General features: G+C 61.9%; 19 protein-coding genes and 1 pseudogene. 2 read left to right on the top strand and 18 right to left on the bottom strand.

Annotated elements, in window-relative coordinates; all coding sequences use genetic code 11:
- Positions 1 to 4 precede the first annotated feature (4 nt).
- The 18 genes from rfaE1 to gyrA all read right to left on the bottom strand — a co-directional run bounded on the left by rfaE1 (position 5) and on the right by gyrA (position 19,808).
- Positions 5 to 943 (bottom strand): D-glycero-beta-D-manno-heptose-7-phosphate kinase, encoded by a 939-nt coding sequence (gene rfaE1 / locus J0M27_RS15230; protein ID WP_294993438.1) that lies wholly within the window; start codon positions 941 to 943, stop codon positions 5 to 7.
- A gap of 159 nt (positions 944 to 1,102) precedes the next feature.
- Positions 1,103 to 2,425 carry a UDP-glucose/GDP-mannose dehydrogenase family protein gene (locus tag J0M27_RS15225; RefSeq protein ID WP_294993436.1) on the bottom strand — a complete coding sequence of 441 codons (1,323 nt, stop codon included), beginning with the start codon at positions 2,423 to 2,425 and terminating at the stop codon, positions 1,103 to 1,105.
- A gap of 7 nt (positions 2,426 to 2,432) precedes the next feature.
- On the bottom strand, positions 2,433 to 3,608 hold the full coding sequence (gene lapB / locus J0M27_RS15220) for a lipopolysaccharide assembly protein LapB (RefSeq protein ID WP_294993434.1): 1,176 nt from the start codon (positions 3,606 to 3,608) through the stop codon (positions 2,433 to 2,435).
- A gap of 4 nt (positions 3,609 to 3,612) precedes the next feature.
- Positions 3,613 to 3,855, bottom strand: coding sequence for a lipopolysaccharide assembly protein LapA domain-containing protein (locus tag J0M27_RS15215; RefSeq protein ID WP_294993431.1), 243 nt, complete (start codon positions 3,853 to 3,855; stop codon positions 3,613 to 3,615).
- An 84-nt stretch (positions 3,856 to 3,939) separates the two neighbouring features.
- Positions 3,940 to 4,236, bottom strand: coding sequence for an integration host factor subunit beta (locus J0M27_RS15210; RefSeq protein ID WP_294993428.1), 297 nt, complete (start codon positions 4,234 to 4,236; stop codon positions 3,940 to 3,942).
- Between the two features lie 9 nt (positions 4,237 to 4,245).
- Entirely contained in the window at positions 4,246 to 5,955 is a 1,710-nt protein-coding gene (gene rpsA / locus J0M27_RS15205; protein WP_294993425.1) for a 30S ribosomal protein S1, read from the bottom strand.
- A 114-nt stretch (positions 5,956 to 6,069) separates the two neighbouring features.
- A complete protein-coding gene (locus J0M27_RS15200; RefSeq protein WP_294993422.1) occupies positions 6,070 to 8,004 on the bottom strand; it encodes a bifunctional 3-phosphoshikimate 1-carboxyvinyltransferase/cytidylate kinase in 1,935 nt (644 codons plus the stop codon).
- A 48-nt stretch (positions 8,005 to 8,052) separates the two neighbouring features.
- On the bottom strand, positions 8,053 to 8,688 hold the full coding sequence (locus J0M27_RS15195) for a hypothetical protein (RefSeq protein ID WP_294993419.1): 636 nt from the start codon (positions 8,686 to 8,688) through the stop codon (positions 8,053 to 8,055).
- A gap of 165 nt (positions 8,689 to 8,853) precedes the next feature.
- Positions 8,854 to 10,527: a tetratricopeptide repeat-containing serine protease family protein gene (locus tag J0M27_RS15190; protein WP_294993416.1), complete on the bottom strand. Its 1,674-nt coding sequence runs from the start codon at positions 10,525 to 10,527 to the stop codon at positions 8,854 to 8,856.
- 55 nt (positions 10,528 to 10,582) lie between these two features.
- Entirely contained in the window at positions 10,583 to 11,152 is a 570-nt protein-coding gene (locus J0M27_RS15185; protein ID WP_294993413.1) for a hypothetical protein, read from the bottom strand.
- Between the two features lie 123 nt (positions 11,153 to 11,275).
- Entirely contained in the window at positions 11,276 to 11,575 is a 300-nt protein-coding gene (locus J0M27_RS15180) for a type II toxin-antitoxin system RelE/ParE family toxin (RefSeq protein ID WP_294993412.1), read from the bottom strand.
- The gene (locus J0M27_RS15175) at positions 11,575 to 11,769 is read right to left on the bottom strand and encodes a hypothetical protein (protein ID WP_294993409.1); all 195 of its coding nucleotides are present in this window, start codon (positions 11,767 to 11,769) and stop codon (positions 11,575 to 11,577) included. The genes J0M27_RS15180 and J0M27_RS15175 overlap by 1 nt, the downstream gene beginning before the upstream one ends.
- A 100-nt stretch (positions 11,770 to 11,869) precedes the next feature.
- Entirely contained in the window at positions 11,870 to 12,763 is an 894-nt protein-coding gene (locus J0M27_RS15170; protein ID WP_294993406.1) for a prephenate dehydrogenase/arogenate dehydrogenase family protein, read from the bottom strand.
- The gene (gene hisC / locus J0M27_RS15165) at positions 12,763 to 13,851 is read right to left on the bottom strand and encodes a histidinol-phosphate transaminase (protein WP_294993403.1); all 1,089 of its coding nucleotides are present in this window, start codon (positions 13,849 to 13,851) and stop codon (positions 12,763 to 12,765) included. The genes J0M27_RS15170 and hisC overlap by 1 nt, the downstream gene beginning before the upstream one ends.
- 12 nt (positions 13,852 to 13,863) lie before the next feature.
- Positions 13,864 to 14,946: a prephenate dehydratase gene (gene pheA / locus J0M27_RS15160; RefSeq protein ID WP_294993401.1), complete on the bottom strand. Its 1,083-nt coding sequence runs from the start codon at positions 14,944 to 14,946 to the stop codon at positions 13,864 to 13,866.
- A 2-nt stretch (positions 14,947 to 14,948) separates the two neighbouring features.
- Positions 14,949 to 16,139 carry a phosphoglycerate dehydrogenase gene (locus J0M27_RS15155; RefSeq protein ID WP_294993398.1) on the bottom strand — a complete coding sequence of 397 codons (1,191 nt, stop codon included), beginning with the start codon at positions 16,137 to 16,139 and terminating at the stop codon, positions 14,949 to 14,951.
- The gene (gene serC, locus J0M27_RS15150) at positions 16,136 to 17,221 is read right to left on the bottom strand and encodes a 3-phosphoserine/phosphohydroxythreonine transaminase (protein ID WP_294993396.1); all 1,086 of its coding nucleotides are present in this window, start codon (positions 17,219 to 17,221) and stop codon (positions 16,136 to 16,138) included. The genes J0M27_RS15155 and serC overlap by 4 nt, the downstream gene beginning before the upstream one ends.
- Positions 17,222 to 17,228: 7 nt before the next feature.
- Positions 17,229 to 19,808 carry a DNA gyrase subunit A gene (gene gyrA, locus J0M27_RS15145; protein WP_294993393.1) on the bottom strand — a complete coding sequence of 860 codons (2,580 nt, stop codon included), beginning with the start codon at positions 19,806 to 19,808 and terminating at the stop codon, positions 17,229 to 17,231.
- A gap of 114 nt (positions 19,809 to 19,922) precedes the next feature.
- Here gyrA and J0M27_RS15140 point away from each other — a divergent pair, with 114 nt between their 5' ends.
- Positions 19,923 to 21,266: a TRZ/ATZ family hydrolase gene (locus J0M27_RS15140; RefSeq protein WP_294993391.1), complete on the top strand. Its 1,344-nt coding sequence runs from the start codon at positions 19,923 to 19,925 to the stop codon at positions 21,264 to 21,266.
- Positions 21,267 to 21,439: 173 nt separating this feature from the next.
- Positions 21,440 to 21,624, top strand: a pseudogene (locus tag J0M27_RS15135) (OmpA family protein); the annotation flags it as partial.

The following is a 21,624-nucleotide window of genomic DNA, read 5'->3' as shown; positions in this document are numbered from 1 at the left end:
CGAACTAGGACTGAGCGGCGCGCAATTCCTCCAGGCTGCACGTCGCCGCACCGAGCTTGCCGACCACCACACCCGCGGCGAGATTGGCCTGGCGCATTGCCAGCGGCAGCGACATGCCCCCACCGAGCATCACCGCCAGCGTGGCGATCACCGTGTCGCCGGCACCGCTGACATCATAAACCTCGCGCGCGACGGCGGGTTCGTGTGTCGCGCCGGTTGCTGAAAACAACGTCATGCCTTCCTCGCTGCGGGTCACCAGCAGGGCTTCCAGGTCCAACTTCTCGCGCAAGGCGGCGGCCTTCGTCGCCAGTTCTACATCGTCCTGCCAGCGCCCCACCACCTGGCGCATCTCGGAGCGATTCGGCGTCAGAAGTGTGGCACCCGCGTAGCGCGCGTAGTCGTCGCCTTTCGGGTCGACGAGAACCGGCTTGCCCGCGGCGCGAGCTCGTTCGATCATGTGCCTGATGTGCGTGAGGCCACCCTTGCCGTAGTCGGAGAGGATGACTACGTCGCAATCGGCGAGGCGGGTGTCGAAGTCGGCCAGCTTCGCCTGCAACACTTCGTGATCCGGCGCGTTCTCGAAATCGATGCGCAGCAGCTGCTGCTGGCGGCCGATCACCCGCAGCTTGACGGTGGTGCTCAGCTGGGCATCCTCGTGCAGGCAGGTCTCGATGCCGGCATCGTTCATCAGGCGCGCCAGGTTGTGGCCGGCTTCGTCGGCGCCGACTACCGTCAGCAGCGCGACCCGAGCGCCGAGTGCGGCGCAATTGCGCGCCACGTTTCCCGCGCCGCCCGGACGTTCCTCGACGCGGTCGACCTTGACCACGGGCACCGGGGCTTCGGGCGAAATGCGCGACACTTCGCCGAACCAGTAGCGGTCCAGCATCACGTCGCCGACCACCAGGATGCGGGTGGTCGAGGTATCAGAAATGGTAAGAGACATGCTTCGAGCGGAGCGAGCCGAAAAGTCGCCTCCCCCGCGAGGGGGGCGTAGGCGGGGTTTCGTGGAGCACCGCTCCACGCCGCCGGAGCCGGCCGGCTGTGCAAAGCCGGCCGTGGGCGGTCGGGAGGGGACGGGACTGATGAAACAGGCAGACCGTCTTCATGGTCTGCCAATGGCGAAATATTCCAGTCCCGCTGCGCGCGGGGTTGCCGGATCGTACAGGTTGCGCCCGTCGAAGATCACCGGTGTCTTCAGCTTGGCCTTGATCGTCTCGAAGTCGGGGCTGCGGAACTCCTTCCACTCGGTGACGATGACCAGCGCATCGGCGCCGTCGAGCGCTTCCATGGGCGTTCCCGCATAGGCGATCCGCGGGTTCGCGCCGAGGATGCGACGGGCCTCGTGCGCCGCGACCGGATCGTAGGCACGAATCGAAGCGCCACGCGCCAGGAGGTCGGCGATCAATACCAGGCTGGGCGCCTCGCGCATGTCGTCGGTGTTGGGCTTGAACGCCAGGCCCCACAGGGCGAAGGTCATGCCCGAGAGGTCCTGGCCCAGGCGATTCGTGATCTTGCCGGCGAGCACGGTCTTCTGCGTTTCGTTGGCGTCTTCCACCGCCTGCAACACCTTCAGGTTCTGGCCGGATTCGCTGGCGGTGCGGATCAGCGCCTGAACATCCTTGGGAAAGCAGGACCCGCCGTAGCCCACTCCCGGATACAGGAAATGGAAGCCGATGCGCGGGTCTGAACCGATGCCCTTGCGCACCAGCTCGATGTCGGCGCCGAGCTTCTCGGCGAGGTTGGCCAACTCGTTCATGAAGCTGATGCGGGTGGCGAGCATGGCGTTGGCCGCGTACTTGGTCAGTTCGGCGCTTTTCACGTCCATTACGATCAGGCGTTCGCGATTGCGCTGGAAGGGAGCATACAGTTCGCGCATCAGGCCGATCGCACGCTCGTCCTCGGCGCCGACGACGATGCGGTCGGGCTTCAGGAAATCATCGAGCGCCGCGCCTTCCTTGAGGAATTCGGGATTCGAAACGACGCTGAAGTCGACGGATGCACCGCGCGCCTCGAGTTCCTTTGCGATGGCGGCCCGCACCTTGTCCGCAGTGCCGACCGGAACGGTGGACTTGTCGACAACCACCTTGTAGCCAGTCATGTGGCGCCCGATATTTCGCGCGGCAGCAACCACGTATTGCAGGTCGGCCGAGCCGTCCTCGTCCGGTGGCGTGCCGACCGCGATGAATTGCAGCACGCCGTGCGCAACCGCGGCTTCGATGTCGGTGGTGAAACGCAGGCGCCCGGCTGCCTGGTTCTTGCGCACCATGGCTTCCAGCCCAGGCTCATAGATCGGTATGCCGCCCTCGTTGAGGGTGCGGATTTTTGCGGCATCGAGGTCGAGGCAGAGCACGTCGTTGCCGACGTCCGCAAGGCAGGTGCCGGAAACGAGGCCGACGTAACCGGTGCCGATGACGGTGATTTTCATGATATTCCTATAGCGTGATGTCGAATTCTTCCGTGCGGCGGGGCGGATAGGTTTCCCATCCGCCGCAGCCCGGACAGCGCCAGTAGAACTGGCGCGCCTTGAAACCGCAGGCGTCGCAGCGATAGCGGGCAACGCGGCGGGTGTGATTGTGGATCAGATTCTTGATCAGTTCCAGGTCGGGACGCCGCTCGGGCGGCACCACCAGGATCTGTGCTTCGAGCAGCTTGTCGAGGCCGAGCAGGGTCGGATTGCGCCGCAGCTCGTCACGCACCAATGTATAAGCCGCTTCCGCGCCGCCGGTTTCGAGTTCGACGCGAAATACTGCATCCAGCAGGTCGAGCGAGGGATGGCGCTCGAGCCAGCCGCGCAGCAGCTGGACGCCCTGTTCCTTGCGGCCCAGCTGGATATGCGCCGCCATCAGCTTCTCAGCGGCAAGGGAAAGATAAACGGGATTCTGCTGCTCGATGGATTTCCAGTGGTCGATCGCCGTGTCACCAGCGCCGACTTTCGCCGCCAGTTCGCCCAGCAGCAGCGTGGCGCGAATGCATTTGCGATTTGCCGCCAGGGCCTCATTCAGCAGGCGGCGCGCCTCGTCGTGGCGCTCGTGCAGCATCTCGTTGGCGGCCATCTCGCAATGGAATTCGGCGATTTCCTTTTGCCATATGTGGTCGGAATGATTCGGCATGGCATTGGCGATGGTGACGGCCTTGGCCCATTCCTTTTCCTGCTGGTAGATCTCGAGCAGGTTCTGCAGCGCCTCCTCGTCGCGCTCGGTGCCGCGCAACTTGAGGAATATCTCCTCGGCTCGATCCAGCAGGCCTGCCTTGAGGTAGTCCTGGCCGAGTTCCGACAGGGCATGCAGTCGCTGCTTCGCCGACAGGCCGTCACGTTCGATCAGGTTCTGGTGTACCCGGATCGCGCGATCCGTTTCGCCGCGCCGGCGGAACAAGCTGCCCAGCGCGAAATGCAGCTCGATGGTTTCGGGATCGACGCGCGCAGCCTCGATGAAGGCCTCGATGGCCTGGTCGGGCTGCTCGTTCAGGAGGAAATTCAGGCCCTTGAAATAGGAGCGCGGCAGGGCCCGCGATTCCTTCAGCAACTGCTTGATGTCAATACGTGCGGCAATCCAGCCCAAGGCAAAGAACGCCGGAAGCACCAGCAGCCACCACAGTTCGATTTCCATCGCTTTATCGTGGCCTTTGATCCGGATGTGGCGACGGACGCGAGAAGACTCCCATGGCGGCGGTCAATCCGACGCCAACGCCGATCGCGAACACGGCCAGAACCACCAGCGAGATGGGGGCGGTCCACGACTGGTCGAGGAAAAACCGGAGTTCCACGGGCCCGCTGTTCTTGATCGCCAGGCCGAACAGACCGACGAATACCACGATACGCAGCAGCCAGATCAGGAGCTTCAGCAAGGTGGCCATGTTTCACCGGACCCGTGATCGGAAACGAAGTGCGGAATTCTGCCGGCGCAGGGCGCCGCCTGTCCTACCGCCCTTCGCCCGCCGTCACTTCTTGCCATCCGATCCGTAGTCGACCCGCTCCCGCAGCTCCTTGCCGGCCTTGAAATGGGGAACATACTTCTCGGGCACCTGGACCTTGTCGCCGGACTTCGGATTGCGACCGATCCGCGGCGGACGGTAATTCAGCGCGAAACTGCCGAAGCCGCGGATCTCGATGCGATCACTGCGCACCAGCGCCGCAGTGAGGGCATCGAGAATCATCTTCACGGCAAAGTCGGCATCCTTCGCCACGAGCTGGGGAAACCGCTCCGCCAGCCGGGCGATGAGTTCCGATTTGGTCATGGCCTGGTCTTACTGCTGGTTGAGCTTGGCCTTGAGCAGCGCGCCCAGATTGGTCGTGCCGCTGCTGGCGGAACCGCTGTCGGATGCGAGCTTCTGCATCGCCTGGCTCTGCTCTACCTGGTCCTTTGCCTTGATCGAGAGGTTGATCGAACGCGTCTTGCGGTCGACATTCACGATCAGGGTTTCGATCACTTCGCCGACCTTCAGGTGCTGCGTCAGGTCTTCGATGCGGTCGCGTGAGAACTCGGAAACGCGCAGGTAGCCTTCGACGTCGTCGCCCAGGTTGACCACCGCGCCGCGCTGGTCGACGCTGGTCACGGTGCCGGACACCAGGCTGTTCTTGTCGTGGGTGGCAACGAAGCTGGTGAAGGGGTCGCCATCGAGTTGCTTGACGCCGAGCGAGATACGCTCCTTCTCGACATCGATGGACAGCACCACGGCATCGACTTCATCACCCTTCTTGAAATTCTGCTTGGCTTCCTCGCCGCTGGCGGACCAGGACAGGTCGGACAGGTGCACCAGGCCGTCGATGCCGCCGGGCAGGCCGATGAAGATGCCGAAGTCGGTGATCGACTTGATGGCGCCGCGGACCTTGTCGCCCTTCTTGTGGTTCATGGCGAAATCGTCCCACGGGTTCGCCATGCACTGCTTCATGCCGAGCGAAATGCGGCGACGGTCTTCGTCGATTTCGAGGATCATCACTTCGACTTCGTCGCCCAGCTGGACAACCTTGGTCGGGTGGATGTTCTTGTTGGTCCAGTCCATTTCGGAGACGTGCACCAGGCCTTCGATGCCCTGCTCGATCTCGACGAAGGAGCCGTAATCGGTCAGATTGGTGACCTTGCCGAACAGGCGCGTGCCCTGCGGGTAACGGCGGGCGATTCCCACCCATGGGTCTTCGCCCAGCTGCTTCATGCCGAGGCTGACGCGGTTCTTTTCCTGGTCGAACTTGAGCACCTTGGCCGTGACTTCGTCGCCGACGTTGAGCACTTCGCTGGGGTGACGCACGCGCCGCCAGGCCAGGTCGGTGATGTGCAGCAGGCCGTCGATGCCGCCGAGGTCGACGAAGGCGCCGTAATCGGTGATGTTCTTGACGATGCCCTTGATGACGGTGCCTTCCTGCAGGTTTTCCAGCAGCTTCTGGCGCTCTTCGCCCATGCTGGCTTCGAGCACGGCACGACGCGAGACGACGACGTTGTTGCGCTTGCGGTCGAGCTTGATGACCTTGAATTCGTATTCCTTGCCTTCGAAGGGCGTGGTGTCCTTGACCGGGCGGGTATCGACCAGCGAACCGGGGAGGAAGGCGCGGATGCCATTGACCATTACGGTCAGGCCGCCCTTGACCTTGCCGGTGACCAGGCCCTTGATCAGGGCGCCGTCGGTCATGGCCTTGTCGAGGTCGTTCCAGGCGGCGATGCGCTTGGCTTTCTCGCGCGAGAGACGCGTCGCGCCGTAGCCGTCTTCGAGCATCTCGATGGCGACCAGGACGAAATCGCCCGGCTTGGATTCGACTTCACCACGTTCGTTCTGGAATTCCTCGACGGGAATCATGGATTCGGACTTGAGTCCGGCGTTCACGACCACGAAGTTCTGGTCGATGCGGACGATTTCGGCCGTGATGACTTCACCGGCACGCATTTCCTGGCGCTGGAGGCTTTCCTCGAACAGTGCGGCAAAACTCTCCATGGGCGAAGCTTCGGCAATAGCTGCAGTAGACATTGAGTGGGGGACCTTACTTGACGTGTGTCACCGGGGTGACGGGTTGGTTGATGTCTGCCGCGACGACCGGGCGGCCGCCACGACACCTTTGCTATCTTACTCGTACAGCATGTTTCACAAACCCTGCCGTCTGACCACGGTCATCACGGCAGCCACTGCGGCCTCGATGTCCATTTCGGTGGTATCCACCCGATCGGCATCGACGCATTGCTGGAGCGGAGCCACGCTGCGCTGGGCGTCGCGCGCATCCCTTTCCCGCAAATCCTGCAAAAGGGCGTGCATGTTAGCAGGCATCCCCTTTGCGATCAACTGTTTATATCGCCTTTCCGCACGAATTTCGGCCGATGCCGTCAGAAAGGTCTTGGCCACGGCTGCCGGGAACACCACGGAGCCCATGTCGCGACCGTCGGCGACCAGTCCGGGGAAGCGCCGGTAGGCGCGCTGGCGGGCCAGCAGCGCACCCCGCACGGCCGGCAGGGCGGCGACTTTCGAGGCGCCGACGGAGATTTCCTCGCTGCGGATGGCGTCGGTCACGTCGTCGCCGGCAAGCAGGATGCGGCCGCCTGCAAAACTTGCCGGAAGGCCGGCCGCCAGTGCCGCCACACCGCTTTCATCGTCCAGCGCGACGCCGCCCCGCAGCGCCGCCAGTGCCGTCAGGCGGTACAGCGACCCGCTGTCGAGGTAGTGGTAGCCCAACGCGGCGGCCACGCGCTCGGCCACTGTGCCCTTGCCGGAAGCGCTTGGTCCGTCGATGGCGATTACCGGTGCCGTGACTTCGGCGAAGGCGTCGAAATAGCCGGGAAAGGTCTTGTTGACACATTGGGGATCGTTGATCGACACCGTCACGCCGGCCAGTGCCGCCAGCGAAAAGCACATCGCCATGCGGTGGTCGTCGTAGGTGTCGATCGCCGCCGCCGCAATAAAAGTCGGCGCTGGCGAGACGGCGAGGTAATCGGCGCCCTCCTCAACCGTTGCTCCGAGTTTGCGCAACTCCGTCGCCATCGCCGCGATGCGGTCGGTTTCCTTGACCCGCCAGGAGGCAATGTTGCGCAGGCGGCAGGGCCCATCGGCAAACAGGGCCGCCACGGCGAGGGTCATCGCCGCATCGGGAATGTGATTGAGATCAAGGTCGAAAGCCTTGAGCTTGCCGCGCGGTGCGGCCGCTTCGATCCAGTTGTTGCCCCAGGTAATCGTCGCGCCGAGTTTTTCCAACTCGTCGGCGAAGCGCACGTCGCCCTGGATGGAATCCTTGCCTATCCCTTCGACGCGCACCGGTCCGCCGCCGATGGCGCCGGCCGCGAGGAAGTACGAGGCAGACGACGCGTCACCTTCCACATGGAGGATGCCCGGGCTGCGATAACTTTGTCCTGCCGCGATCGTAAAACGCCGCCACTCGTCGCGCTCGACCCGGACCCCGAAGCGCGCCATGAGGTTCAGCGTGATTTCTATGTAGGGCTTGGAGATGAGTTCGGTCGTCATCTCGATCACCGCCCGTTGCCCCGTCAAGGGCAGGGCCATCAACAGCGCGGTGAGGAACTGCGAGGAAACATCGCCGCGCAAGCGGATCGGTGCGCCCAGATTTACCGCCGCAGGGTGAATGCTCAGCGGCGGAAAGCCGTCGTTGCCTGCATAGCGCAGGTCGGCGCCGATCTGCCGCAGCCCGTCAACCAGGTCGCCGATCGGCCGCTCGTGCATGCGCGGCACGCCGGACAGGCGATAGCTGCCGCCCGACAGCGCCAGCGCGGCCGTCAGCGGACGGATCGCGGTGCCGGCATTGCCCATGAACAGGTCGGCATCCTTGACCGGAAACAGGCCGCCGCAGCCGTCCACCCGCCAGGCGTTGCCGCCAAGCGCCGTGACACCAACGCCGACTTTCCGTAGCGCTTCCAGCATTACCTGGGTGTCATCGGAATCCAGCAGGTCGCGGATTTCGGTGGTCCCTTGCGCCAGCGCCGCCAGCAGCAGCATGCGGTTGGAAATGCTTTTCGAACCCGGCAGGCGGACGATGCCGGAGGCGTGCGTCAGGCGGGGGATGCCTAATTGATCCATGCTTTTGACAACTGCCGACGGTTACGAATCATTTAACCCTAGTCCCATTCATTGTTCAAAAAAACTGCCCGTTCGGACCATGACCCAGTGGGCGCCATAGAATTCGTACAACCAAAAACTGCTATCGGCTTCGCCTATGCCGAACCGATAAACACATGCCTCGCCTGCAATGCTATTCCTTGTCAGCGACCGAATCTCTGGACTCTCCAGTTCGGGCTGTCCCCTCAACATATCAACAACCACAAGGGTGTTAGGAGAAAGAATTCGGCCAGTATGGAAGAAGAAAAGCCCACGCGTTGTGCGCTCGAAAACCGTTTGGTAGATTCGTACCGGCACCTCAAATCCAAGGCGCTCGACACAATTTCCTTCATTATCCATAGTCTCGACCGTACGAGTCGACGCAATGACGGCCTCACGGAGTTTTGTCTTCCGTTTGATACTCTTGTGTGCCCCGTCGTTCCAGAGCTTCGCTGAGCCAGCGGTCTGTTTGCCAATCTGTACGCTAATGAAGAAGCGCAAATCCTCGTCATCGGACGATGATCCGTTGTTGCAGGTGCTGCAGGCTGGAACGGTTATCAATTGAGCCTCAAGACCTTTGAACAACCCCTTAGGTGGAACATGATCATGGGTTGTCGCGGGACGAATTGCGCATAGCACGCAGATGGAACTCTTGGGTGGCTGCATGTCGGTGAGTCTTCCAAGGTAAAGCCGATCAGCGTGGCACCGATTTTCGCGACGTGTCGCAACTAAATGGGAAGTGGCTTAATGTTGGCAGCGGTGGATAGAATGTCCCTTCATTATTTGCATTTGAAGTCGCGCAGGTGCCAGCTTGTGAGCCCAACACTCTGGTCATTTCCAGCACTCCACAACCAGCGTCCACTTGCGTGCCTCGTCCGCGAGGTCAGCAGTGTTCCTTTCGAATGAAAGAAATCCACCAGTTCGGTACTCAACCTTGTGAGTGTCAAGGAAGGTTTTTAGCGTCTGGCCGCTTACTGCGAAATTGACGTTCTGGCCGACGGACCCGGTTGCCTTCGCCATCTTCGAGTCAGATAGCTTCATCGACACCACCCCGACGACCTCGCCCTTTTTGTTCATCACCGGGCTACCGCTCGAACCCGGCTGTATCGGCGCCGTAATCTGAATCTGGTTGGTGTTATTTCCAATACCCGTCATGGCACTGACCACGCCTGGCGTAAGGTTGCCACCGGATGAGAGCAAGGCATTGAGTGGGAAGCCGAATACCGCAATGTCTTCGCCCTGGCGTAGTTTTCCGGGGTCGGCAACGATGGCTGCAGCGTCTTTGACCGTACCTTGAATCTGCACCAGCGCCAAGTCGTTGACAATATCTTCGGTGACCAACTTCGCCACGCCGTCTCGGCCTTGGATTCGCAACTCGGCGCAGCCTCCTGCGACATGCTGATTGGTGATGGCGTGGCCCGTCTTGCCAACCAAAAAAATGGTTCCGGTTCCCTTCTTGCTCAGGGCACCCGGCGTTGAAGTCGCACCGGCACTTGCGACGCCCGACGCCCCTTCACGCACGAGAATCTGACCCCTCTTCCAGTTGGAAGAGATGCGTTGTGCTTCGGCGAGTTGATTTCCGGACAACCGGGATTCGGCAATGCCGCGACCCTTTAGCGCATCCGGGTTACCGCCTACAGCGGCGATATTTAGCCACGCATAGCCCAAAATAATATCTTTGGCCACACCGTCGCCATCGGCATACGATACGCCGAGGTTGTATTGCGCTAGAACCAGACCTTGTGCGGCCGCCTTCTGCCACCACTCCACGGCTTTGGCCCCATCTTTCGGGACACCAACGCCGGTCGCGTACATCTCGCCAAGCATGTATTGCGCCCCGGCGTGCCCCTGCGCTGCGGCCTTCTGGTACCACTCAATGCCCTTCACTGCATCTTGCGTTTTTCCTGAGCCGGTGGCGTATATCAAACCAAGGGCAAACTGCGCATCTGCAACGCCCTCCGCTGCGGCCTTGCTAAACCACTCCGCCGCTTTCGCGTCGTCACGAGGAATACTTTCCCCTTTGAAATGCATCCACCCAAGTTCAACCTGCGCGGAGGTATTTCCCTGCGCTGCCGCCTTCTGATACCACTCCACCGCCTTGACAGTATCTTTGGTCACGCCCTTGCCGAGGGAGTACGCAACACCTAGATTGAACTGCGCTTTGGCATGCCCTTGGTTGGCGGCCTTTTTCAGCCATTCAGCCCCCTCATCATTGAGAGACTTGCCATCCTTGTCGTACTGGAAGCCATCCCTATACATCATCCCAAGAGTGAACTGCGCCTCCACATTCCCTGCCTCTGCCTTTTTCGTCAGCGCGGCCAACTCCTGTTGCGTCAGCGGCTTGAATAACTCGGCGGTAGTGTACGTTTCTTGTTCTGGACTATTCTTCGCTGTTCCCTGTGATACGGGGAGCGAAGTCGCACTTTCGCCACAGCCTCCGAAAAAGATGACCGCGACAATTGCTATTAGAAAGTCGGCGCTGGCGATACGGCGAATGGGGCTCATGGGGTCCTCAGTGGTAGCCAATAGATGACAAGTGGGAACGATACGCTTGATGCGATCATCCATGAGGTCCTAGAAAGATGGACTCCCTAAGTCGTGAAATATCTTCCTGCACCTGGGATATGGTCAGGGAAAAAGAATTGGGCTCAAACGCGTAGATACCTTGCCATGGCTGGCCTTCCATGTTTCTGGGATAGCGATGTAATTGGTCGGTTGGTGTCGCTCGCTCGTGCGCATTAACAGAGTCTCGAAGCTCTTCCGTGATCGGTAAATTTAGGCCAGAGGAATCAATACCTCGTTTTCTGAATGGAACCTCAATCACATATTCCGCTCCTGGAAAAAGATTTTTATACCTTTTGTAGAGATACTCGATATCGTGACCGGCTCTGCCACCAAACCGTTCCTCCGGTGCCTTTTCAAGAATTGCAGCTTTGAGAAAGAGTTCGATGCCATGAAACGCAAGAGACAAGATAACGGCACCTCGCGGATAGCTGGACTCGTTTGGAGACGCGGCACGAATAGCACATAGACGTGCCGCAGAATCAAGATATGCCTCAGAGAACGTCAGAAACTGAAGTGGGGTTCGAAGCGATTCGATTTCAGAGCAGTGAACCATGTGCCAGCTCATTGTCTACTCCGCAGGGGAACCAGGAACGAACAGCGCATGGCGTTCTTGCTCAACCGATATCAAAAGTGCAAAGAACAGTCGCCGCTGAATTCTTATGGCAAATTGCCGGCATACATCCCAGAGTCACTTCGCGCCCAATCTATCCCGCCAATAGCCCAGCTTCCGGCTGTCATGCGCAATGGCGATGATCTCCGCCTGGTCGTCACGAATTCGGTAAATTACGCCATAGCGAAAATGCTTCAGGTGGCACCGCCGCAAATTGCGGCCCAGCGGATGCCATGCCAGCGGGTAAATCTGAATACGGCCGAGCGCTTCGTCCACATCGGCAGTAAAACGGTAGCCCAAACCCGGCTGCTCGCCTTCCAGATAAGCAAACGCGTCATCCAATTCGACTTGCGCTACCGGCGAAAAATACAAATTCATCAGCGGCGGTATTTGGCCATCACCAGATCGGCGGCTATCAAGGGCGTTTCGCCGCTATCGATGGCGACACATCGACCTTCGCATTCCTTGGTCCATTGCGCCTCCAGTTCGCCGCCAGCTGGACTGACCAAACCGAACAACGCATCTAGCAATTCGGCCTGATCTTCCGTCGGCCACGTCTTGGCCATTTCCATAACCGCTTCAACGCGTGCATTCATTGTTTAGCCCTCCAATCTCGTGACACTGCGGGCATTGCTGGCTGCCAAGCTTATGCCAGACAAGATGATAGCCCTGCTACTCGCCCGGCGGCAACAGGGAATCCAGCCAGGCGTCGCGCCGTTCGCGGGCGGTGCTGAACATTGCCTCGAGGCCCTGCGCGTTGGCACCGGCGAGCATCACCCGGGTGCGCATCAGTTCGATCATGTAGGCGTCGAGTTCTGCCAGCAATGCATGGCGGTTGGCGACACAGATGTCGCGCCACATTTCCGGGTGGCTGCTGGCGATACGAGTGAAATCGCGAAAGCCGCCGGCGGCGAAACCGAAGAGCTGGTCGGAGTTCGGACGTTGCGCGAAATCGTGCACCAGGGCGAAGGCCAGCAAGTGCGGCAAATGGCTGACCGCCGCGAAAACACGGTCGTGTTCGTCGGGGGCGAGTTGTGACACATTCGCGCCGCACAGTTCCCATACCGCACGCACGGCCTGCACGTCGGCGGGCGAGTTTTCGGGCAGCGGCGTCAGCACCACGCGCTTGCCGACATAGAGATCCGCCTGGGCGGCCGCCACGCCGCTTTTTTCGGCGCCGGCGATCGGATGGCCGGGAACGAATTGCCTGATCCGGTCACCGAATGCGCCACGGGCCGCGGCGACCACGTCGGACTTGGTGCTGCCGCCGTCGGTGACGATGGTGTGCGGCTGCAGGTGCGGCGCCAGGGCACTCATCACCGCCGGCATCTGGCCCACGGGCATGCCGAGCAACACCAGGTCGGCACCGTCCAGCGCGGACGCCCAGTCGGTCGCGATGGCATCGATCACGCCCAGCCGCAGCGCCTGTTCCAGCGGCGCGCGCGTGCGTCCCATGCCCACCACCTGCAAGTCGCGCCGTAGCGCCAGCGCCGACTTCTTGAGCGCCAGCGCGAAGGAACCGCCGATCAGCCCGACGCCGCAGATGACTACCTTGCTTTGGGGCATCAGAGCGATTGTTCCAGCGCTTCGAGGAAACGCGCGTTCTCGGCTTCGAGGCCGATGGTTACCCGCAGGTGGTTCGGCATTCCGTAACCGCCGATCGGACGCACGATGACGCCCTGCTTGAGGAGCTTGCCATTGACGGTTGCGGTATCGGCTACTTCGAAGGTGACGAAGTTGCCGTGCGAGGGAATGTGGGCCAGCCCGAGGCGCTTGAGTCCGGCGAGGATCTGCTCCATGCCGTTGCGGTTAGATTCATAGCTGCGGGCGAGGAACTCGTGGTCGTCGAGCGCGGCGATGGCGCCGGCCAGGGCCAGGTTGTTCACGTTGAAAGGTTGCCGCACCCGGTTCAGCAGGTCGATCATCTCCGGGCGGCCGATGCCGTAGCCGACGCGCAATCCGGCCAGGCCGTAGATCTTGGAGAAGGTGCGCACCACCAGCAGGTTGGGGAAATCCTTGATCCAGGCCACCGTGTCGGCACGATCAGCCGGAGCGAGGTACTCGGTATAGGCTTCGTCGAGCACCACGCAGATGTGCGATGGAATCTTCTCGATGAAGGCGCGCACCTCGGCCTGCGGCAGGAAGTTGCCTGTCGGATTGTTCGGATTGGCGATCCATACCACATGCGTATCGGGACGGATCGCGGCGAGCATGGCGACCGGATCGTGGCCGTAGTTCTTCGCCGCGGCGGCGATGCATTCGGCGCCAGCCGACATCGAGGCCAGCGGATAGACGGCGAAGGCATGCTTCGAGAACACGGCGGACCGGCCCGGAGCGAGGAAGACGCGGGCGGCCAGGTCGAGTACGTCGTTGGAGCCGTTGCCCAGCACCACCTGTTCCTGGGCCACGCCATGGCGCTGCGCGATCGCCGCGATCAGGTCGAACTGGTCGGGATAGCGTTCGATCCCGGCAAGCGCCGCTTCCACCGCCTGGCGCGCCTTCGGGCTCATGCCAAGCGGATTCTCGTTGGACGCCAGCTTGACGATCTTCTCCACCGGGATGCCCATCTGGCGGGCCAGTTCAGTGATCGGCTTGCCGGGGATGTAGGGAGAAATGGCGCGAACGTAGGACGGTGCCTGCTCAACAATGCTCATGCGTGTGCCTTTCTAATAGACCGCCTTGGGATAGGAGCCCAGCAACTTGACGAAGCCCGCCCGCCCGCGCAGTTCTTCCAGGGCGCGGGCGACGGTGGGCTCGCTGCGATGACCTTCGATGTCGATGTAGAACACGTATTCCCAGCGGCTGCCGCCGAAGCCGCGCGCCGGGCGCGATTCGAGGCGGCTCATGGAGACACCGTTGTCGGCGAACGGCGCCAGTAGCTGATAGACCGCGCCCGGCCGGTTCTGTGCGGAGCACACCAGCGAGGTGCGGTCCGCCCCGGAAGCGCCGGCGTCGTGGTCGGCGATGATCACGAAACGCGTGGTGTTGTTGGGATCGTCCTCGATGCTCGCGGCGACTATTTTCAACGCATACAATTCGGCGGCGGCGTCGCCGGCGATCGCGGCCGCACCGGCTTCCGCCGCGGCCAGGCGGGCTGCCTCGGCGTTGCTCGCCACCGGAACGCGCGGTACCTGCGGCAGGTTGCGGTTGAGCCATTCATGGCACTGGGCCAGCGACTGGGCATGCGAGTAGACGCGCGTCACCCCGGCAAGCACCTCGCCCTGGCCCATAAGGTTGTGGTGAATCGGCAAGTTGATCTCGCCGCAGATCTGCAGCGGCGACGACAGCAGCAGGTCGAGCGAGCGACCGATGGCGCCCTCGGTCGAATTCTCGATCGGCACCACCCCGTAATGCGCATTGGCCGACTCGATGGCGCGGAACACGTCGTCGATCCCTGGGCAGGGTTGCAGCATCGGCGCGGCGCCGAAATGCTTGCGCGCGGCGGATTCGGAATAGGTTCCCGCCGGACCCAGGTAAGCGATGGTCAGCGGCTGCTCCAGGGCCAGGCAGGCGGACATGACTTCGCGCACGATGCGCTGTGCCGCAACGGCAGGCAACGGCCCCGGATTTCGCTCCGCCACCCGGCGCAGCACCTGCGCCTCGCGCTCCGGCCGGTAGATGTTGCCCTGCTTGATCTCGCCGATGCGATGGGCGAGTTTGGCGCGCTCGTTGATCAGGCGCAGCAGTTCTCCATCGATCGCATCGATGCCTTCGCGCAGGCTTGCCAGCTCTTGCGAATCATCGGCCACCCTCAGTTCTCCAGGGGCAGATACCGAACCGCGAGCACGCCTTCGATGCCGGCAATCGAATCGATCGCCGCCTGCTTGACCTGGCTATCGACGTCGAGCAGCGTATAGGCCATTTCGCCGCGCGACTTGTTCACCATGTTGTGAATGTTCAGTCCGGCGTTGGCCATTGCCGTGGATATCTGGCCGAGCATGTTGGGCACGTTGGAATTGGCGACGGCGAGCCGGAAATTCGACTCGCGCGGCATCGCGACATTGGGAAAATTCACCGCGTTCTGGATGTTGCCGTGCTCCATGAAGTCGCGCAGCTGGTCCGCGACCATGACAGCGCAGTTCTCTTCCGCCTCGCGGGTCGATGCGCCAAGATGCGGCAGCGCAATGACTTTCGGATGCTTGTTGACATGCGCGCTCGGGAAGTCGCACACATAGCAAGCGAGCTTCCTGGACTCCAGCGCCGCGAGTACCGCCGCCTCGTCGACCACGCCTTCGCGCGAGAAATTCAGCAGCACGGCGTCGTGCTTTGTGTGCGCCAGCATGTCGGCGCCGATCATCTTGCGCGTGGCATCGACCAGCGGCACGTGCATGGAAACGAAATTGGCGTTCTTCAGCACTTCGGCGACGCTATTGGCCCTCTTCACCTGCGACGGCAGGCTCCAGGCGGCGTCGACGGTGATCTCGGGATCGTAGCCGAGCACGTTCATGCCCAACTTGATCGCCACGTCGGCCACCAGGCAGCCTATCTTGCCCAGGCCAATGACACCGAGCGTATGGCCGGCCAGTTCGTAGCCGGCGAAGTTCTTCTTGCCGTCCTCGACCTTCTTTTCCATGTCGGGATCGGCGGCGTCGAGCGCACCGACAAACTTCATCGCACCGCCGATATTGCGCGCCGCCAGCAGCATGCCCGCCACCACGAGTTCCTTGACAGCATTGGCATTGGCGCCGGGGGCGTTGAACACGGGCACGCCGCGTGCCGACATGGCCTTGACCGGGATGTTGTTGGTGCCGGCGCCGGCGCGTCCGATGGCCCGCACGGAAGCGGGGATGTCCATCTTGTGCATGTCGGCCGAACGGACCATGATCGCGTCCGGACTGGCGATGTCCTTGCCGACCTGATAACGCTCCGCCGGCAGGCGCTTGAGTCCGTTCTGGGATATCTGGTTGAGGATCAGGACGCTGATGGGTTTGGCCGCGCTCATTTGCCATGCCTCGCTTCGAATTCCTTCATGTACTCGACCAGGGCCGCGACGCCGGCGACCGGCATGGCGTTGTAGATCGATGCGCGCATGCCGCCGACGGAACGATGGCCCTTGAGCTGCACCATGCCCTTGGCCTTGGCGCCCTTGAGGAACTCCTCGTCGAGCGCGGCATCCTTGAGGGTGAAGGGTACGTTCATGCGCGATCGGTCTTCCTTGCGCACCGGATTGTTGTAGAAACTCGACGAGTCGATGCAGTCGTAAAGCATCTTCGCCTTGGCGATGTTCTGCTTTTCGATCGCCGCCAGGCCGCCCTGTTGCTTGAGCCACTGGAAAACCAGACCGGCGATGTAGATGCCGTAGGTCGGCGGCGTGTTGTACATGGAGTCGTTTTCGGCGTGCGTCTTGTAATCCATCATGGTTTGCGGCGTCGGCACGCCCTTGCCGATCAAATCGTCACGGATGATGACTATGGTCAGGCCGGCCGGGCCGATGTTCTTTTGCGCACCGGCGTAGATCAGGCCGTATTTGCTGACGTCGATCGGCTTCGACAGGATGTTGGAAGACATGTCACAAACCAGCGGCACGTTGCCGGTTTCGGGCGTCCAGTGGAACTCCACGCCGCCGATGGTCTCGTTGCCGGTGTAATGCACGTAGGCGGCATCCTTGTCCAGCTTCCAGTCCTTCTGCGCCGGTGCATAGGTAAAGCTGCCATCCTCGCTGCTGGCGACGATATTCGCCTTGCCGAAGGCCTTGGCGGCCTTGATCGCCTTTTTAGCCCACTCGCCGGTATGGACGAAGTCCGCGCTCGGCTTGCCGGCAAACAGGTTCATCGGAATCATTTCGAACTGCAATGTCGCGCCACCTTGTAGGAAAAGCACCTTGTAGTTGGCTGGAATGCCCAGCAAGTCGCGCAGGTCGGCCTCCGCCTGGGCATGGATGCCCATGTATTCCTTGCCGCGATGACTCATTTCCATGACTGACTGGCCGCTACCGTGCCAGTCGAGCAATTCGTCGGCCGCCTGCTTGAGTACCGCTTCGGGCAATGCGGCGGGTCCTGCGCTGAAATTGAAAATACGTGCCATGGTGGGTTTACTCCTCGGTATCGGATTCTTCGGATTCGTCAGCTTCGTCGGTTTCAATGACTTTTTCGACGCCGGCCAGGAAGGTGCCGTCGTCGAGATTGATCAGCGTCACACCCTGGGTCGAACGACTCATGACCCGGATGTCCGTCACGCGGGTGCGGATCAGCACGCCGCCGGTGGAAATCAGCATGATCTCCTCGCGTGTCTCGCCAAGGCCGGCGAGCACCGCGGCAACGACCTTGCCATTGCGTTCAGACGTCTGGATCGCGATCATTCCCTTGGTGCCTCGTCCGTGACGGGTGTATTCGGCAATCGGCGTGCGCTTGCCGAAACCGTTTTCGGTGGCGGTCAGCACGGAATAGTCCTCGCTGTCGGCCACCAGCATGGATATCACCTGCTGGTCGTCTTCCAGCATCATGCCGCGCACGCCGCGCGCTTCGCGGCCCATCGGCCTCACGTCGTCCTCGGCGAAGCGCACGGCCTTGCCGGCATCCGAGAACAGCATCACGTCGTGTTGTCCATTGGTTATGGCGACGCCGATCAGGTGATCCCCGTCGTCGAGGCCGACGGCAATGATGCCGGCCTTGCGCGGATTGGCGAAACTGGTCAGCGGCGTTTTCTTCACGGTGCCCATGGCGGTGGCCATGAAGACGAAATGCTCTTCGTCGAACTCCTTGACCGGGAGGATGGCGGTGATCTTCTCGCGCTCTTCCAGCGGGAACAGGTTGACGATGGGCTTGCCGCGGGAAGTGCGGGTACCTTCCGGCGCCTCATAGACCTTGAGCCAGTAAACCCTGCCGCGATTCGAAAAGCACAGGATGTAATCATGGGTGTTGGCGATGAACAGGCGGTCGACGAAATCGTCGTCCTTGATCGCCGCCGCCTGCTTGCCGCGGCCGCCGCGTTTCTGCGAGCGGTAGTCCGCCAGCGGTTGGCGCTTGATGTAACCGGTATGCGACAGCGTGACCACCATGTCCTCGCGGACTATGAGGTCCTCGAGGTTGATGTCGGCGGTACTGAGGACGATTTCCGAACGACGGGCGTCGCCGAACTGCGCCTTCACCGCGGCGAGTTCCTCGCCGATGATGGTGGTGATGCGTTCGGGACGGGCGAGGATGTCGAGCAGGTCGGCGATCTGGTCCATCACCTCCTTGTACTCCGCAACGATCTTGTCCTGCTCCAACCCGGTCAGGCGCTGCAGGCGCAATTCGAGGATGGCCTGGGCCTGCGCGTCCGACAAGAGGTAGCCCTGCGCCGAAAGCCCGAACTCGGCGCCCAGACCATCCGGTCGAGAGGACTCGGCCGACGCGCGCGCCAGCATGTCCTCCACCAGCGCCGAGCGCCAGGTGCGCGCCATCAGGCCACGCTTGGCTTCCGCCGGGGTCTGCGCCGCCTTGATCAGGGCGATGATTTCATCGACGTTGGAGAGCGCGACCGCCAGGCCTTCGAGGATGTGACCGCGTTCGCGCGCCTTGCGCAGTTCGAACACCGTGCGCCGCGTGATGACCTCGCGCCGATGGGCGAGGAAACACTGCAGCATTTCCTTGAGGTTCAGCAGGCGCGGGCGGCCATCGACCAGCGCCACCATGTTCATGCCGAAGGTATCCTGCAACTGCGTCTGCTTGTAGAGGTGATTGAGCACCACTTCCGGCACTTCACCCTTTTTCAGTTCGATCACCAGGCGCATGCCCGATTTGTCGGACTCGTCCTGGATGTGGGCGATACCCTCGATCTTCTTCTCGTGCACCAGTTCGGCGATCTTTTCCTGCAGGGTCTTCTTGTTGACCTGGTAAGGCAGTTCGTCGACCACGATGGCCTGGCGGCCATTGCGCGGCAGGTCCTCGATGTGGGTGCGGGCACGCATCACCACGCGGCCGCGCCCGGTCAGGTAGCCGTCGCGCACGCCCGACACGCCATAAATCAGTCCTGCCGTGGGGAAGTCCGGGGCCGGGATGATGGCGATCAGTTGATCGATCGTGGTGTCCGGGTTGGCAAGCAGAACCTGGCAGGCGTCGACCACCTCATTGAGATTGTGCGGCGGAATGTTGGTCGCCATGCCGACCGCGATGCCGGACGATCCATTGATCAGCAGGTTCGGGATACGCGCCGGGAGAATCAGGGGTTCCTGCTCGGATCCGTCGTAGTTCGGCCCGAAATCGACGGTCTCCTTGTCGATATCTACCAGCAGTTCGTGGCCGATGCGCGCCATGCGAACTTCCGTGTAGCGCATCGCCGCCGCGTTGTCGCCATCAACCGAACCGAAGTTCCCTTGGCCATCGACCAGCATGTAGCGCAGCGAAAAATCCTGGGCCATGCGCACGATGGTGTCGTAGACCGCCGTGTCGCCATGCGGATGGTATTTACCGATCACGTCGCCGACGATGCGTGCGGACTTCTTGTAGGCGCGGTTCCAGTCGTTCGACAGTTCGTGCATCGCGAACAGAACCCGCCGATGCACGGGTTTCAGCCCATCCCGAACGTCCGGCAGAGCCCGGCCAACGATCACGCTCATGGCGTAATCGAGATAGGAGTGACGCATCTCCTCTTCTAGGCTTATCGGCAGGGTTTCTTTGGCGAACGATGTCATTTAGGCGGGTCGTCGCCGGCATGCGGCAGGCGATGGCATAAAAGAGTGGGATTTTAGCATGCGCAGGTAGCCGAACAGGTTGTTCCGAAGCTTCAAATCTGGTTGAATCGCCAAATGAATTCCCCTTCCGAGCGGCAAGACCTGCCCCAGGATGTTGATCTCCTGATTCGTCCGGCCTGGATCATTCCGATCGAACCGGCCGGCCTCACCCTGGCGGACCATTCGCTGGCGGTCACGGATGGCTCGATTGTCGCCCTGCTCCCCGATGTCGATGCCCGGCAGCGCTTTCGGCCGCGCCAGGTCATCGACCTGCCGGGCCAGGTGCTTCTGCCCGGACTCGTCAATCTGCACACCCATGCCGCGATGAACCTCATGCGCGGCTTTGCCGACGACTTGCCGTTGATGCGCTGGCTGTCCGAGCGGATCTGGCCTGCCGAATCACGCCATGCCGACGCGGAATTCGTGCGCGCAGGAACACTGCTGGCCTGTGCCGAGATGTTGCGCGGTGGCATTACCACCTACAACGACATGTACTTTTTCCCTGAAGCGGCGGCGGCGGCAACCGAGCAAATCGGCATGCGTGCCGTTCTCGGCATGATCGCCATCGAGTTTCCCACCCGTTACGCCGCGGATGCCGACGACTACCTGGCGAAGGGACTTGCGGTGCGCGACCGGCACAGCGCCTCGCCGCTGCTCAATTTCAGCCTTGCCCCGCACGCCCCCTATACGGTCGCCGACAAAACCTTCGACAAGATTGCAACCCTAGCCGCGCAGCTGGAAATTCCCATCCATCTCCATGTCCACGAAACGCGCCACGAGATCGACGAGAGCGTTCGTCTTCATGGAGTCAGGCCCCTCGAGCGCTTGCGTCGCCTGGGCATTCTGGGTCCGCAACTGATCGCCGTGCACGCCGTGCACCTCGATCCGGGCGAAATCGAATTGCTGGCGCACGAGGGATGCCATGTTGCGCACTGCCCGACATCGAACATGAAACTGGGTAGCGGGATCCCGCCAGTGGCTGCAATGCAGGCTCGCGGACTGAATTTCGGGCTGGGCACCGATGGTGCCGCATCCAACAACCGCCTCGACCTCTTCCATGAAATGCGACACGCCGCCCTGCTGGCCAAAGGCGCCAGCCAGGATGCCGAGGCGCTCGATGCACACGCCGTCCTGTCCGCAGCGACGCTGGGCGGTGCCCGCGCGCTGGGCCTGGACGCCAAGGTCGGATCCCTGCTTCCCGGCAAGGCCGCCGACCTGTGTGCCGTGCGGCTCGACGAATGGCTGCTGCAGCCCTGCTACGATCCGGCCTCGCACCTGGTATATGTCGCGGGCCGGGAGCAGGTCACCCATACCTGGGTCGACGGCGCGTTGGCAATGTGCAACGCCGTACCTGCCCGAGTGGACATGTCGGAATTGCTTGATATCGCAGGTTTGTGGCATACTCGCCTGACTACCTGACGCTAGGCTGCGTTCAGGAAAGATTGAAACGCCGAATTCCGTCAATAACACTGCACTCGCCACCAACAGCCCAACAAGGGGGAACAATGATCACTAGCGCCAAACATTCTCTGCTGCTCGCCACTCTGCTCGGACTTTCTACAGCCGTCCTGGCCCAAACGCCCGGAATCGACATGAAGGGCACTGTCGGCTACGCCATCGACCAACGCGGCTATGTCGCGAAGAGCGGCACCGGCCTTTGCTGGCGCACCGGATACTGGACCCCGGCGATGGCCATCGAGGAATGCGACCCGGATCTGGTGAAGAAGGCCGCCCCGGCCGCCGCACCCGCCGCCGCCGCGCCGGCCGCGAAACCCGC

The organism is Sulfuritalea sp., from assembly GCF_017302275.1.
Classification (GTDB): domain Bacteria; phylum Pseudomonadota; class Gammaproteobacteria; order Burkholderiales; family Rhodocyclaceae; genus Sulfuritalea.
This window is presented reverse-complemented; position numbering and strand designations above follow the sequence as displayed.